The organism is Streptomyces shenzhenensis (assembly GCF_021462265.1).
In the GTDB taxonomy this organism is placed as follows: Bacteria; Actinomycetota; Actinomycetes; order Streptomycetales; family Streptomycetaceae; genus Streptomyces; species Streptomyces shenzhenensis.
The window spans coordinates 44,938-58,492 of sequence record NZ_JAJONF010000046.1 but is presented as its reverse complement, the minus strand read 5'-3'; the positions used below and the strand labels follow the sequence as shown (position 1 = coordinate 58,492).

The following is a 13,555-nucleotide window of genomic DNA, read 5'->3' as shown; positions in this document are numbered from 1 at the left end:
ATTTCGGTCATCATTCTCCGGGTGTTCGGACATTTTCGCTGATCCGATGGATGCCCCGGATTCTGGTGGTGACCGCGAGACTCAAGCGGATAGGATGTCGCGCGCTGCTCGCAATGGCGATCGGTGAGGTCGGTGGTGGGGTGAAGACACCGTGATTGAGCTGCGGGAACGCGTGTTCGCTTTTCCTGTTCCGCGATGCTTACAGTTCACCCACAATATCATCAGACGATCATCACAATCGGTCCATGCCGCGGCAGTGGGCCCTTTTTGTTTTCCGTGACGTGCGGTGAGAAGCGGCCCCTTCGTTCTCACGACGAGAAGTATGGAGTGTGATGCCATGAACCGGGTCGGCAGAGATCCGCGCCGGTTATCCTGGAGGCTTCTGGAGCCGCCGGCGCGCATCGGGTTGTCAGTTCTTCTGCTGGCGGGCGGCGCCATCGGGGCGGCGGCCGGACCGGCCACCGCTTCGGCCGCCGACGGCACGCTCACGGTCCAGGTGCTGCGCGACTTCTTCGGCACCGGCGTGATCAACGCGACGATGGACGTGCCGCAGCGGGGCATGAAGGTGAAGATCTCCGACCCCGCCGGGCACGACGTCACCGGCGTCACGGATGCCACCGGGAAGGTCGTGGTGTCGGGGTCGACGGAGCTGAGCGGCGGCCGGTACCGCGTCGACGTCAGCGTCCCGGCACCCTACAGCGGCCATCTGCGGGCGGCGCCCGCGTCGACGGCGGACAACCACTTCGACAGCTTCACGTCGTTCGTGGACGTGTCGGACGGAAAGAACGCCTCGGTGGTGACAGGGGTGTGGGACCCGGCCGACTACACGCTGCCGGACTCCCGGTACTTCGTACCGGTCCAGAACGGCGCAGGCGGAACCGACACCCGGGCCCTGGTGGCGTTCGGGACGGAGACCCGGGGCACGTGTCCCACCGATGTGGCGTGCCCGGCCACGCTGGCCACGCAGAACCAGGTGGGCACGACGTTCGGGCTGGCGTACGACAAGTACCGGACCCGGCTGTTCCAGAGCGCGTTCGCCCGCCGGTACGCCCCCTACGGGCCGAAGGGCGCCGGCGCGATCTACACGGTGCCGGTCAACGGCTCGGGTGCGCCGAAGCTGTTCGCGCGGGTGCCGGCCGCCGCGGTGACACCGCACGACACCGCCGACATGATCAAGGACCCGGGGTTCACCGACGCACCGGGCAAGGAGAGCATCGGCGGTCTGGCCCTGTCGGAGGACGGCTCCACGCTGTACGCGGTGAACCTGCTGACCCGCAGCCTGGTGAGCTTCGACGCCACCGGGGCCACCGCCGCGCTGCCCAAGTCGGTGGCGCGGATCCCGGACCCGGGGTGCGCGAGTTCCGGCGACTGGCGGCCGTTCGGTCTCTCCGTCCACGACAACACCCTGTACGTCGGCGGCGTGTGCAGCGCGGAGAGCACGCAGCAGCGCGCGGACCTGAAAGCCGTCGTCTACACCTATGACGGCAAGCGGTTCACCACGGTGCTGACCCACGAGCTCACCGAGAAGCGTGGCAGCGTCTTCGGTTCCGGCGACAAGGCCACCCACTGGAACCCGTGGAACACCAGCCTGGCCACGTGGGACGAACGGAGGATGGCCCCCGACAGCAACAACTTCATCGATCCGCAGCCGGAGCTGGCCTCCCTCGCCTTCGGCCGCGACGGCTCGATGATCCTGGGTTTCCGCGACCGGTTCATGGACGTGCTCAGCTGGGGAGGGCTGGACCCCCGCCCGGGGGTCCCCACGGCGGAAACCGGCATGTCCGGTGGTGACATCACCATGGTCTGCGCCACTTCCACCGGGGAATACCAGTGGGAAGGCACCGGGAGCTGCCCCAACCACGCGACCTCCGCCAACAACGGCGGCCAGGCCGCCGATGTCGTCGAGTACTTCCCGGGCGACTTCTACGCCAACGCGCACCAGGAGACCGCGCTGGGGTCGGTGGCCTACATCCCGCGGCAGCAGTGGGTCGTCAGCACCGAGTTCGACCCGGTCGTCAACGTCGCGACCTCAGGTACCGGGTACCACGACATCACGACCGGTCAGGGCCCGGGCAACGACCCGACCCACAACGGGTTCCAGTTCGTCAGCCAGGAACAAGGCGGCGGGTTCGGCAAGGCCGGCGGGCTCGGTGACATCGCGTACGCGGCGGCGAACGCGCCGGTCCAGATCGGCAACGTCGTCTGGTTCGACGGCGACCACAACGGGATCCAGGACCCGGGGCACGTGCTGCTGCCGGGGGCGACGGTCAACCTGCTGGACGCGGACGGCAAACAGGTCGCCACGACCAAAACCGATGCCGCCGGCGAGTACTACTTCGGTGGTGTCGGCGCCGCGTACCAGCTCACGCCGGGCGCGAAGTACACGGTGCAGTTCGACGTGTGCACCGCGGACACCAGCAAGGTGCCCGAACAGCCCCCGGCGAGCAAGCTGAGGTTCACGCTCCCGCGAGCCGGCGCCGACCGGGCGCACGACTCCAATGTGACCCCGCCGACCACCGGCCGGCTGTGCAACGGCTACGCGCCCGTCACGGCACCCGACAAGCCCGGCGGGGTCGATCACACCATCGACGCCGGGGTGTACGTCCCGAAGGCGACCCCGAGTCCGACGCCGACTCCGAGCCCGGCGCCGACCTCGCCGCCGGCCTCCGCGCCGCCGTCACCCAAGCCGCCCGCCAACAACCCGGCCCCGGCCGGGGGCAGCACGGGTTCGCTGGCGCACACCGGTATGACCGGGCTGCCGGGGATGCTCGCCCTCACCGGCCTGCTGGTGGGTGCGGGCGTGGTCGTCGCGTTCCTGAGCCGGAAGCGTCGCGCCCAGAAGCACTGAACGAACGGAACGACAGTGATCTGCCCGACCGCGGCCCGGATGGCGCGGTCGGGCAGATCACGTCTCGGCGGCGCCGCGACCGCACGGCGGCCGAACGGGGTGGTGACTGGTGACAGAGAGGACGGATCGGAAGAGTGTCAGCGTCGAGCCGGGTGCGCAGTGCGACAGGCAAGCAACCTCTACCGGGGCGTGCGGCTGACCGGCGCCGATGGCCGCGGCCACGCCGGGCGGCGGCCGTCATCGGCGCGGTGGCCGGCGCCGCGGCCGTCGTGGTGGCCGCACTGCTGCTCACCGCCGGCGGCTCCGGCCCCGGCGGTCCGCGCGCACTGACGCCGGACGAGGCGAACCAGCTGGCGATCACACGGTTCCGCAACTACGAGGCGCACGGCCGCGCCGTGACGATCACGGTGCCGGGCACCGCCGGCGGGCTGACCGTCACCGGGTCCGTCGACTACCGGGGCAAGCTCGGTTACGGCGTGGTGCACGGCAGCGGACGCGGCACCTCCAGCGACGGGCTGATCGAGTGGACGGCCGCCTCGGTGTTCTTCCACCCGATGGCGAACGCCCCGGCGCACGCACCCGCCTCGCCGCCCTCCGCCGGCTGGTACGGCCGTCCGCTGCAGTCGTCGGGCAGCTCGCTGGACAGTTCGCTGACCATCGCGCTCGGTCTCGGCAGCGACCGGCCGGACAACGCCCAGCTGCTGCCGCAGAACGGCGCCGCCTGGTGGGGCCGGGACGAGGTGGACGGGCACCGGGTGGACGTCATGACCGGGCCGTCCTCCCGCGAACGCGCCGGTACGGCGGGCAGCGTGCGCTACTGGGTCGGCTCGGACGGCACCATGTACCGGGTCCGCGTCAGCGTGGGTTCCGAGCCACAGCCGGTGGTCATCGATTTCGACACCCACACGTACGTTCCCGTGAAGCCGGTACCCGGAGTCACCCCGACGCGGTAGCCGCTGCTCAGGACGTCCGCACCCGCGCGTTCGCGGCGAGCAGGGACGCCGGCGGCAGGGGGACGCCCGCCGGATCCGGCAGGGCCGGAACGGCCGGGACGGCGGTGGCTCCCGTGGTGCGGGCGCCGGGGAACTGCGGCTGTGGACCGGGCGCCGCGACCTCGGTGAACGGGATGCCACCGGGTGCCGTCGGCATCGTCCAACGGCCGGCCGGTGAGAGCGACCCGGACGCGGTCGGGCAGGACGCGGTCGTCGTGAGCCGGGCGGGCACCGTGGTCCGCAGAGCGTTGCCGCGCAGGCAGTTGCCCCGGCCCCGGGTCGCGGTGGGGAACGTCCAGCCGACGTCGACGCCGTTGCCGGTGAACGTGTTCTCCACGATCTGGTTGCCGTCCGGAGGCAGGTCGGCGGTCGCGGTGATCACCAGGCCGGCGTTGCTGTTGCCGGTGACGCGGTTGCGGACGAACCGGTTGTCGCTGCCGCCGTCGATGCCGATGCCGGTGCCCCATCCGCCGTCGGCCTGCTCCGGGGTGGCCGACTGCTGGTTGGCGGCGATCAGGTTGCCCGCGACGACGGCGCCCCGCTGCGGAAGCAGCTTCTCCTGGTGGTCGGAGTCGGTGGTCAGGCCGACCCGGTTGCCGACCAGGCGGTTGCCGACCACGTACATGTCTCCGCCGGCGTTGGTGCCTTCGTAACCGACCGCGTTGAGTTCGGCGACGTTGTCCCGCACCACGATCCGGCACGGCTTGCACTGCCCGACGTAGATCCCCGAGTCGGCCCCGCCCGACGCGTACGAGTGCTCGATGACACCGTTCTGCGCGGAGAACGCGTAGATCCCGTACAGACCGTTGCGGGTCGCGGTCACGTACGAGACCAGGAACGACTTCAGGAAGGTCACGGGCTCGTCGCCGGTGTCGTAGCCGCCGCTCTGTCCCGGCAGTCCGGCGGCCGCCTTCGCCGAACCGGTGACCAGCACCCCGTTCTGCGTGTTGTTGCGCACGGTCAGGTTCTCCACGGCCACCCCGGGTGCCGCGACGACGACACCGTTCGGCTGCCGCAACCGCCCGTCGATGACGACCTTGTCCCGGGACGCGCCGCGAAGGGTGACACGAGCCGTGTCGATCCGCACCGACTCGTGGTACACGCCGGGAGAGACCAGTACCAGGTCACCGGGCCGGGCCAGCGACACCGCGGCCGAGATCGTCGGGGCGTCGCCGGGCACCCGGATCGTGACATGCACACCGGCCGGACGCCGGCCCTGGCCCGCTCCGCCGTCACCCCCGCCGCATCCGGCCACAAGCGTCAGCGTGCCCACCACGGCGGCCAACACACGAAGAGCTAATCGAGGCATGATCCCAGTCTGGTGCATGGCCCACCGATTCCACCCGCGAATAGCGAAGTTGACCGACAGGCACGATCCGGTTGTGGCACTCTGCACATCATGCCCCGAGCCGATGACCATCCGTCACGCCGCACGTTCCTCGACGTCACCGGCGTCGTGATGGCCGCCGGCCTGGCCGCCGGATGCACATCGGACTCCGCCCGGCCGGGCGGGGTGGCCGCCGCCGCCCCGGCGGGCACCCCGGTGCCGGTTCCGGCGACGGGCCGCCATCAGGCGGGCATCACGCTTCCCCAGCCGGCCCAGCCCAACCTGCTCGCCGTGGTGGCCGACCTCGGTGCCTCCGTGGCTCCCGGCCCGTTGCTGGCCGAACTCGGCCACGCCGTCCGCGCCCTCACCGCGGGGACCGACCCGCGGCTGCTGGGCCTGCCGCCGGGCGACCTCACCGTGACCGTCGGCGTGGGCCCCCGGCTGGTGCGCGCGGCCGGTGCCTCGCTGCCCGGGGCGGCCGACCTCCCGCGGTTCTCCCGGGAGCGGATCGCCCCGCACGCGCGCGGCGGCGACCTGCTGATACAGATCTGCGCCGGGGACGCGCTGCTCCTGCCGGTCGTCGCCGCCGCGCTGCTGGACCAGGCCGGTGACCGGATCCGTGAACGCTGGCGCCAGTCCGCGCGCCGCGGTGCGAACGTGCCCCTCGGGGACGGCCGTACCGCGCCACGCAACCCGCTCGGGTTCATCGACGGCATCGTGGGCCCGCACACGACCGCCGAACAGCAACGCGATCTGTGGCTGACCGGGCCCCCCGCGGTCGCCGGCGGCACCCTCGCCGTACTGCGGCGCATGGAACTCGACCTGCCGCGGTTCGCCGCCCTGTCCGTGGCCGAGCAGGAAGCGGTGTTCGGGCGGCGCCGGGCCAGCGGCGTCCCGCTCTCCGGCGGCTCCGCCGCCGACGGCCCGGAACTCGGGGCCAAGACACCGGACGGGCGCTATCTCGTCCCCGCGGACGCCCATGTGCGCAGGGCGCACGCCACCGCGGTCGGGGTCGGGCTCATGCTCCGCCGCTCCTACGCCACCGACCAGCCCGCCCCCGGCCTGCTGTTCATCAGCTTTCAGAACGACCTGCGGACCTTCACCGCCACCCTCACCAACATGGACAACTCCGACGCGCTGCTGTCCTTCACCACCGCAACTGCCAGCGCGACCTTCCTGATCCTCCCCGGCTTCGACCGGCGGCACCCGCTCGGCTCCGCGCTGTTCGGCTGAGCGGGTGCCGCCGGAGCGCTACGGCACCTTCACCCACCGCGCCTTGCTGGGCGTCCCCCGACCGTCGTCCACGAACAGCATGTACCACCCCGACGGCACCAGATTCCGGTTCCCCGGCACCGTCACGGTGACCTTGTTCCCCGACGTCCTGAAGTCCAGCGCGACGCTGCGCTGGTCCACATCCGTCACATGCGTGGTCGCGCTCGGCCGGATCAGCCGCACCTTCCTGACGGCCGACGCGTGCGGTGACGTGAACGTCCCCGACCCGCCCCGGGCGATGGTCCGCGGCCCCCCGCTCAGCGACGGCCGGGAGCCCCGGTACAGATACGGCGGCGTGTAGATCTCGATCCGCTGCTCGAAGACCCCCGGCCTGGTGTTCGACTTGTCCGCGAACAGCGGGTTGGACCCGAAGAACATGACCCGCCCGTCGGGCAGCAGGATCGACCCGGAGTGGTAGTCGCGGCCCACCAGCGGATCGGCGACCCGCCGGAACGAGTTCGTCGCCGGGTCATAGAGCCGGGCCTGCCTGATGTCGGAGGCGCCGCGCCCCCGGTAGTCCTCGGACCCGCCCGACACCAGCACGCTGTCGTCCGGCAGCACCGAGATCTGCGGATACCGCGTTCCCTTCGACAGCGAGGGGCCGTCACGGAACCTCGGGTCGGCGTCCTTCAGATCGATGAGCCGGGTCCTCGCGGTCGACAGCCTGGACTCGCCGACCCCGCCGCCCCCGACCACCAGGTACCTCTCGTCCTGTGCCGGAGGCAGCAGCACGGTCCCGGACGTCTCCAGCATGTCCGGATCGCTGAGCCCGGACAGCTTGGTGAACCGGTTGGTGCCGACGTCCCAGATCCCGGGGTCGCGCCCCACGTCGTCCGGGCCGTAACCGGCGTTGGAGCCCGAGTAGAAGAGCTTGCCGTTCTGCAGCAGGAACAGCGCGGGGTAGGTCGGGAACTGGCGCTTGTACCTGGTGTACGTCCAGGTCCTCGTCCTCGGGTCGAAGACCTCGTTCTTGCCCGGCACCAGCTGCCCGATGTCGTCGAGCCCCGAGACGCTCAGCACCTTGCCGTCCGACAGCGTGGTGAGCGTCGGATACCAGCGTGCCTCGTTCATCGGGTCGACCTTGATGTACTTCTCGGCGACCGGATCGAATTCGTAGGCGTTCTTGATGCCTTCGAAGTCCCGCTTGTCGAGGCCGAGTTTGTTGGCGATGCCGTACGTGTTGCGGGCGTCGGCGCCGGTGAGGCCCCGGACGCGGTAGTTGTCCTCGGTGCCGGTCTCGTACTTCGTGCCCTGCTCGGGCGCCTCGACGACGACCCGGGCGTAACCGGGGTTGTTGCGCAGGTACCTGCCGGCCTTGTCGAAGACCTTCGTCGCGCGCGGGATCAGCACCGGGTCGTCGGAGACGAACGTCTTGCCGTTCCGCCTGCCGGTGAACCGCGTGCCCTGGGGCAGGGTCATCGGTTTGTCCGGGTTCTCGTTGTAGAGGATCATGACGCCGCCGGCCTTCCTGACGTCGCCCTTGAGCTTCTCGTACCGCTTGGTGCCGCCCGCGATCAGGACGTTGCCGTTGGCGAGCTGGGTGTGCCCGGTGCAGAACAGGTCGGCCGGGGTGGGCACCTTCTCGACCGTGCCCTTGACCGGGTCCCAGATCCGGCTGTCGTAGATCTTCGCGTCGAAGTTGTCCTGGTTGTTGCCCGAGCCGGCGACCAGCAGCACCTTCCCGGTGTGCAGGAGCACCGCGTGGATGGTGTCCTGGCGGTACTCCTTCGGGAACTCGACGATGTCCCAGTGGCCGTTCGCGGCCTTGTACTCCGGTCTGTCGATCTTGTACTGGTGGTATCGCTCGGTCCCGAAGCGGTACAGCCACGGTCCGTTCATCCCGGCCAGGGCGAGAAAGACCACCGTACTGATCGCGAGCCGACGGGCCCGGCGGCGGCCGGCGCTGTCGTTCATTCCTCAGGTCCCCCCAGTCCGCCGAGCGCGATCCGCAGGGTCTGGTCCGCGGGGGTGCCGGCGGGCGACGTCCAGGCCGGCCGCTGCCGCGGCGCGTGCCCGGCGGCCAGGTGTCCCGCAGGCACCGCGTCCTTCGGGCCGGCCACCGCGCGTTCCCTGCGCAGGGTGTACCGCCAGACGCAGATCGGGGCCGCCGTGATCAGCAGTGCCAGCGACGCCCAGGTCAGCATCGCCGGCTGTGCGTGGCCGTCGAGGAGGCCGGCGACGAGTGAGCCGCCGAAGACCAGGATGAAGAACCAGTGGATGCGGAACGTCCCGAAGACGGTGTCCGGGCTGGCCGACTCGCCTTTCGGCGTGACCACGAACCTGCTTCTGCGGCGCAGTAGCGCGTCCATGAGCGAGCGGGCGTAGACGGGCGCGGACAGGGCCGACATCACCATGCCGGCGACCCCGCCGGAGCCCTCCGGCTCGTGCGGGGAGACGTTGTGCCGGCGGTTCCAGACGTAGAGGCCGATCTGGAGCGCGGAGGCGTTGCCGTAGAGCATCAGCCACACGGCGGGGTCGATGTTCACGCCCGAGGCGCCCAGGCCCAGGAACAGCGCGCAGCTCAGCGCCGCCAGGATCCAGTTGAGGGCCGACATCGGGTAGAAGATGATCATCATCGTGTAGTTGAAGAGCCTGCCCGGACCCAGGCTGAACAGGCCCTTCCAGTACTGCTTGAGGATCGTCTCGTACGTGCCCCGGGACCAGCGGAGCTGCTGCGTGAAGAAGTCGGTCCAGGCGTTCGGGCCCTCGCCGACCGCGAGCACGTCCGGGGTGTAGACCGAGCGCCATTTCCGCCCCGTCGCCGGGTTCTTGGCGCGGTGCATCTCGAAGCCGGTCGCCATGTCCTCGGTGATCGAGTCGTACAGGCCGCCGATCTGCCGGATCGCCCGGATCCGTACGGCGTTGGAGGTGCCGACGAACATGGGGGCGCCGTAGCGGTTGCCGGCGCGCTGGATCAGGGCGTGGAAGAGGAACTGCTGGGACTCGGCGGCCTTGGTGACGAACGTGTCGTAGTTGCCGTAGACCTGCGGGCCGATGACGAAGCCGACGTCCGGGTCGCGGAAGTAACCCAGCATCCGCTCCAGGTAGTTGGGGAGCGGGACGTGGTCGGTGTCGACGGAGGCGAAGAAGTCGTAGTCGTCGCCGTGCGCCTCCAGCCAGGCGTTGTAGTTGCCGTGCTTGGTCCTGGCGCGGTGCGGGCCCTGCGGCTGGTTCCACCGCTCGACGCCCTTGCGGGTGAAGTGGTGCACGCCCAGGCGCGCGCAGACCTCCTTCACCTCCACGTCGTCGCCCTCGTCGAGCAGCCAGACGTGCAGCAGCCCGCGGTGGCGCAGCCGGACCGCCGCCTCAAGGGTCCGGGTGACCATGCCGAGGGGTTCCTTGCCGGGCACGTACGTGGTGAGGAAGGCGACCCGGGTGCCGGTCTCCGGGACCACCGGGACCGGGTCGCGGGCGACCAGGGTGGCGTGCGCGTTGGACAGCACGTTCAGGCAGCGGAAGAACTCGATCAGGCCGATCGACACCAGCATCACGGTGTCGAGGGCCGGCAGGAAGCCGTACGCCGGGTGGTCCCGCTGGGTCCAGTGCTCGGGCCGCAGCAGCCAGGTCAGCAGGACGAGTGAGAGCAGCGGGGCCGCGCCCAGCATCAGCGCGGCGCGGACGCGGTGCGGTTCCTGGGAGAGCAGCGAGCGGTACCGCACCCGGTACGGCCTGCTCGGGTCGGGCTGGGTGAGGGGGCCCGCGAGCCGGCTGTAGTGCTCGTAGTCGTATCTGGGCAGGGTCTTCTTGATGCGGCCCAGGGCGCCGGCAAAGGTGCGGTGCCCGGGCAGCCGGAGCTGTGCGGTCGGTGACGGGTCGTATTCCTGTTCCTGCCGGGCGCCCATCGGCGTCGACGTCATGAGTCATCCCCCCACACGCAGGTCAGCGCGTGTTCATCGGTCCCACCGCCCGCTCGGATCCCCCTCGACCCTGCCGGGCGCGTCCATGACGGGGCACAGTCGTCCCACAGAAAGGGGCACGGACCGTGACCTTCCGGTTGCCAGGTGCCCCCCTCGGCACCGATTCATGGCCGGGGCCCCTCACCCCGCAGATCTGGCAACCGGCTATCTACCCCCCAAGTGCCGCGAACCACCGGCACTTTGGACATCCAGGGTTCTACGGTGCTCGGCATGATCGCAAGAGCGAAACGCGGTGTTTACCGGTCATACGTGTTCATTGTGGAGTATGTGGGGATTGCGTGGACCGGTCGTGTCGGTTGTTGACATAAGGGGGCGAGAGGTGGGAGAGGGTGTCGAAGTGACCTCGTGTCACCGGCGGGAGGTACGCCAGAAGGCCCCCCGCTGTGCGGAGGGCCTTCTGATGTCGGTGCGCCGCCAGGGACTCGAACCCCGGACCCGCTGATTAAGAGTCAGCTGCTCTAACCAACTGAGCTAGCGGCGCCTGCTGACACCGAGAACTCTACCCGACCGCGAACCGTGCTCCTGACATCGGCCACCAGGGCGACCTTGGCCCACCCCTGCCGTACATCATTCGGACCGTCAGCATGCGCACCGGGACCACGGTTGGGAAACTCATCAACGTGCACAGTTCCGGATATATCCGCCCGAAGTGTGAAGGGAATCGCATGCCGGCCCCGGTATTCGAGGAATTCGACCCCGCGGACAACTGCGAATGCCCCGGCTGCGTCCACTGGCGGCGAGTCGGTCCCTCCCCGCTGCCGGGCCGCTTCGGCGGGCACCCGGCCGCCCGGAGTGTCCTGGTCGTGGCGGCCGCCGCGTCCGCCGCCCTCGCCGCGAGCGCCCCGAGCGCCGCCGCCCACAGCACCCCGCCCGCCCCGCACCGGTCCGCCGCCCCCGCGGACCCCGAACCCGAGACCCCGCAGGGCACCAAGTCCCCCCTGCACGGACCGGGCGGCACGCCCGTGCAGGGCCCGGTCACCACACCCCCCATCACCCGTACACAGATCATCAACCGGGCCAAGACCTGGGTCGCCGCCCGGGTGCCGTACAGCATGTCCCGCTACTGGACCGACGGGTACCGGCAGGACTGCTCCGGCTATGTCTCCATGGCCTGGGGGCTGGCCGGCAACGAGTGGACCGGGAGCCTCGACCAGTTCGGCACGAGGATCACCAAGGAGGAGCTCCAGCCCGGCGACATCCTGCTCTTCCACAACCCCGACAACCCCGAGAAAGGGTCCCATGTCGTGATCTTCGGCGGCTGGACGGACTACACGCGCACCTCCTACGCGGCGTACGAGCAGACACCCCCGCACGTCCACCGCCAGTCCACCCCCTACGCCTACTGGGCCAACTCCGCCAAGTACGTCCCCTACCGCTACAAGGGCCTGATCGCGGACCCGAGCGCGTCGGGCGCCCCGGCCGGGAAGACGTCGGTGCCCTTCCCGGGGGCCGCCTACTTCGGGCCCGGCGCCGACAACAAGTACGTCACCCTCCTGGGGCAACTGCTGGTCGCCCGGGGCGCCGGCAGCCACTACGGCAAGGGCCCGGGGCCGGTCTGGGGCCCCTCCGACCAGCGGGCCACCCAGGCCTTCCAGCGGGCCCAGGGCTGGACCGGCGCCGCCGCCGACGGCATGCCGGGGCCGCGTACCTGGGAACTCCTCGCCAGCGGCAAGGGCAGGAGCATCAAGCCCGCCACCCCGGCCCCGCCCGCCCCCGCCTCGCACGGGGTCCCGGGCTACCCCGGCAAGAGCTTCTTCCGCCCGGGCAGCGCCAACGACCACATCACCCAACTCGGCAGGCAGCTGATCAGGAAGGGCTACGGCCGTTTCTACCCCGACGGCCCGCATCCCGCCTGGGGCGAGGCGGACCGCAGGGCCGTCGAGGCGTTCCAGCGCGCCCAGGGCTGGCGCGGCGGCGCCGCCGACGGCTACCCGGGGCCGGAGACCTGGCGCCGCCTGTTCCCGTGACGACCCCGACTCCCCGACTCCCCGAGGACCACCCGAAGCATCTGGCGCGGAGGCTGGAGGCAGGCATGAGTACGACCACCGCACACACCCCTGAGTCGGACGGGCCCCTGGACGGCGGGCCGCCGACCCGCCCGGCTCCCCGGCTGATCCAGAACGAGATCACCACCGAGATCCCCGTCCATCTGCTGTTCCGTGACGACCCGGATCCGGTGTCGGTGCCGCTGCGCCCCGCCGTGGTCGGCCGCCGCCAGGGCACCGGCGAGCAGCCCCGGCTGCGCCGCCCCTTCCCGGCCAAGCCCCGGCCGGCCGCCGCCGTCGATCCCGACCTGGTGGAGCGCCCGGCCCGGGTGCTGCCCGGCGCGGCCGGCGTGTGCGCCGGGCTCGGCGGAGTGGCCGGGGGGCTCGCCACCTCCTGGTGGGCGGGGCTGCTGCCGTCGCTCGCGGCGCACGCGCTGCGCCTGCCGGCGTCCGGGGGCGCGGGGCTCGGTCCGGCGCAGTGGGCCGCGTACGCCGGTGCCGGCGCGCTCGGCCTGACCGGCTTCGCGGGGCTCGCGCGCGGGACGACCGGACGGGCCTGGGTGCTCGGCATGTTCGGCCGCTACCGGGGGACGGTGCGGCGCACCGGTCTGCTCTGGGTCAACCCGCTGGTGCTGCGCCGCCGGGTCGACGTCCGGCTGCGGCACTGGCGCAGCGAGGAGATGCCGGCGGCGGACGGCAACGGGGTCGCGCTCAGGGTCGTCGTCCTGGTGGTGTGGCGGGTGCGGGACACCGCGCGGGCGGCGCTCGGCGTCGAGGACCACGAGACGTATCTGCGCGAGTGCGTGGAGGCCGCGCTGGCACGGGTGCCGGTGGAACCGCCGGGCACGGCCCGGGGCTCGGTGGAGACGGCGGCGGACGCGCTGACCCGGCTGGTCACGGCGGACGCGGCGGGCATCGGCCTGGAGGTGTTCGCCGTGCAGCCGGTCCGGGTGGAGTACGCGCCGGAGGTCGCCGCGGCCATGCACCGCCGCCGGATCGCGGCGCTCGACGCGCAGCAGCGGGCCACCATGCTCACCTCGGTCGTGGACTCGGTCGAGGACACGGTGACCCGGCTGACCATGCGCGGACTCGTCGACCTCGACGACTACGAGCGCAAGGTGCTGGTGCGGGACCTGACGGTGGCGTTCTGTTCGGGGCACACCGCGTCGGTCCCGTGAGCCGTGAGCCGTGAGGCCTGAAGCAGGGAAAGGGAT

The 13,555-nt window shown here is 71.1% G+C and carries 8 protein-coding genes and 1 tRNA gene; 5 read left to right on the top strand and 4 right to left on the bottom strand.

The window, feature by feature from the left end; genetic code table 11:
* Positions 1 to 436 precede the first annotated feature (436 nt).
* A complete protein-coding gene (locus LQ326_RS38190) occupies positions 437 to 2,848 on the top strand; it encodes an SdrD B-like domain-containing protein (protein ID WP_234543680.1) in 2,412 nt (803 codons plus the stop codon).
* 272 nt (positions 2,849 to 3,120) lie between these two features.
* Positions 3,121 to 3,801: a hypothetical protein gene (locus tag LQ326_RS38185; RefSeq protein ID WP_234543679.1), complete on the top strand. Its 681-nt coding sequence runs from the start codon at positions 3,121 to 3,123 to the stop codon at positions 3,799 to 3,801.
* Positions 3,802 to 3,808: 7 nt separating this feature from the next.
* Here LQ326_RS38185 and LQ326_RS38180 read toward each other — a convergent pair whose 3' ends face one another.
* Positions 3,809 to 5,149, bottom strand: a complete 1,341-nt coding sequence (locus tag LQ326_RS38180) for a right-handed parallel beta-helix repeat-containing protein (RefSeq protein WP_234543678.1) — start codon at positions 5,147 to 5,149, stop codon at positions 3,809 to 3,811.
* 90 nt (positions 5,150 to 5,239) lie between these two features.
* On the opposite strand from LQ326_RS38180, the gene LQ326_RS38175 reads away from it, so the two are divergent.
* Entirely contained in the window at positions 5,240 to 6,400 is a 1,161-nt protein-coding gene (locus LQ326_RS38175; protein WP_234543663.1) for a Dyp-type peroxidase, read from the top strand.
* Between the two features lie 18 nt (positions 6,401 to 6,418).
* Here LQ326_RS38175 and glxA read toward each other — a convergent pair whose 3' ends face one another.
* From glxA to LQ326_RS38160, 3 genes are all read right to left on the bottom strand, one after another.
* Complete coding sequence (gene glxA, locus LQ326_RS38170; protein WP_234543662.1) at positions 6,419 to 8,353, bottom strand: radical copper oxidase GlxA; 1,935 nt, start codon at positions 8,351 to 8,353, stop codon at positions 6,419 to 6,421.
* Positions 8,350 to 10,296, bottom strand: coding sequence for a glycosyltransferase family 2 protein (locus tag LQ326_RS38165; RefSeq protein WP_234543661.1), 1,947 nt, complete (start codon positions 10,294 to 10,296; stop codon positions 8,350 to 8,352). Before LQ326_RS38165 ends, glxA begins: the two co-directional genes overlap by 4 nt.
* Before the next feature lie 467 nt (positions 10,297 to 10,763).
* Positions 10,764 to 10,837, bottom strand: a tRNA-Lys gene (locus LQ326_RS38160).
* Between the two features lie 184 nt (positions 10,838 to 11,021).
* Between LQ326_RS38160 and LQ326_RS38155 the strand changes: the two genes are divergently transcribed.
* Both LQ326_RS38155 and LQ326_RS38150 read left to right on the top strand, forming a co-directional pair.
* Complete coding sequence (locus tag LQ326_RS38155) at positions 11,022 to 12,323, top strand: peptidoglycan-binding protein (protein WP_234543660.1); 1,302 nt, start codon at positions 11,022 to 11,024, stop codon at positions 12,321 to 12,323.
* A gap of 65 nt (positions 12,324 to 12,388) precedes the next feature.
* Positions 12,389 to 13,519, top strand: coding sequence for an SPFH domain-containing protein (locus LQ326_RS38150; protein WP_234543659.1), 1,131 nt, complete (start codon positions 12,389 to 12,391; stop codon positions 13,517 to 13,519).
* The last annotated feature ends 36 nt before the right edge of the window (positions 13,520 to 13,555 follow it).

Excerpts from the sequence above, each read along its gene's own strand:
- LQ326_RS38155 (WP_234543660.1), top strand. The coding sequence starts at position 11,022 with ATGCCGGCCCCGGTATTCGAGGAATTCGACCCCGCGGACAACTGCGAA.
- LQ326_RS38150 (WP_234543659.1), top strand. The coding sequence starts at position 12,389 with ATGAGTACGACCACCGCACACACCCCTGAGTCGGACGGGCCCCTGGAC.
- LQ326_RS38180 (WP_234543678.1), bottom strand. The coding sequence starts at position 5,149 with ATGCCTCGATTAGCTCTTCGTGTGTTGGCCGCCGTGGTGGGCACGCTG.
- glxA (WP_234543662.1), bottom strand. The coding sequence starts at position 8,353 with ATGAACGACAGCGCCGGCCGCCGCCGGGCCCGTCGGCTCGCGATCAGT.
- LQ326_RS38175 (WP_234543663.1), top strand. The coding sequence starts at position 5,240 with ATGCCCCGAGCCGATGACCATCCGTCACGCCGCACGTTCCTCGACGTC.
- LQ326_RS38165 (WP_234543661.1), bottom strand. The coding sequence starts at position 10,296 with ATGACGTCGACGCCGATGGGCGCCCGGCAGGAACAGGAATACGACCCG.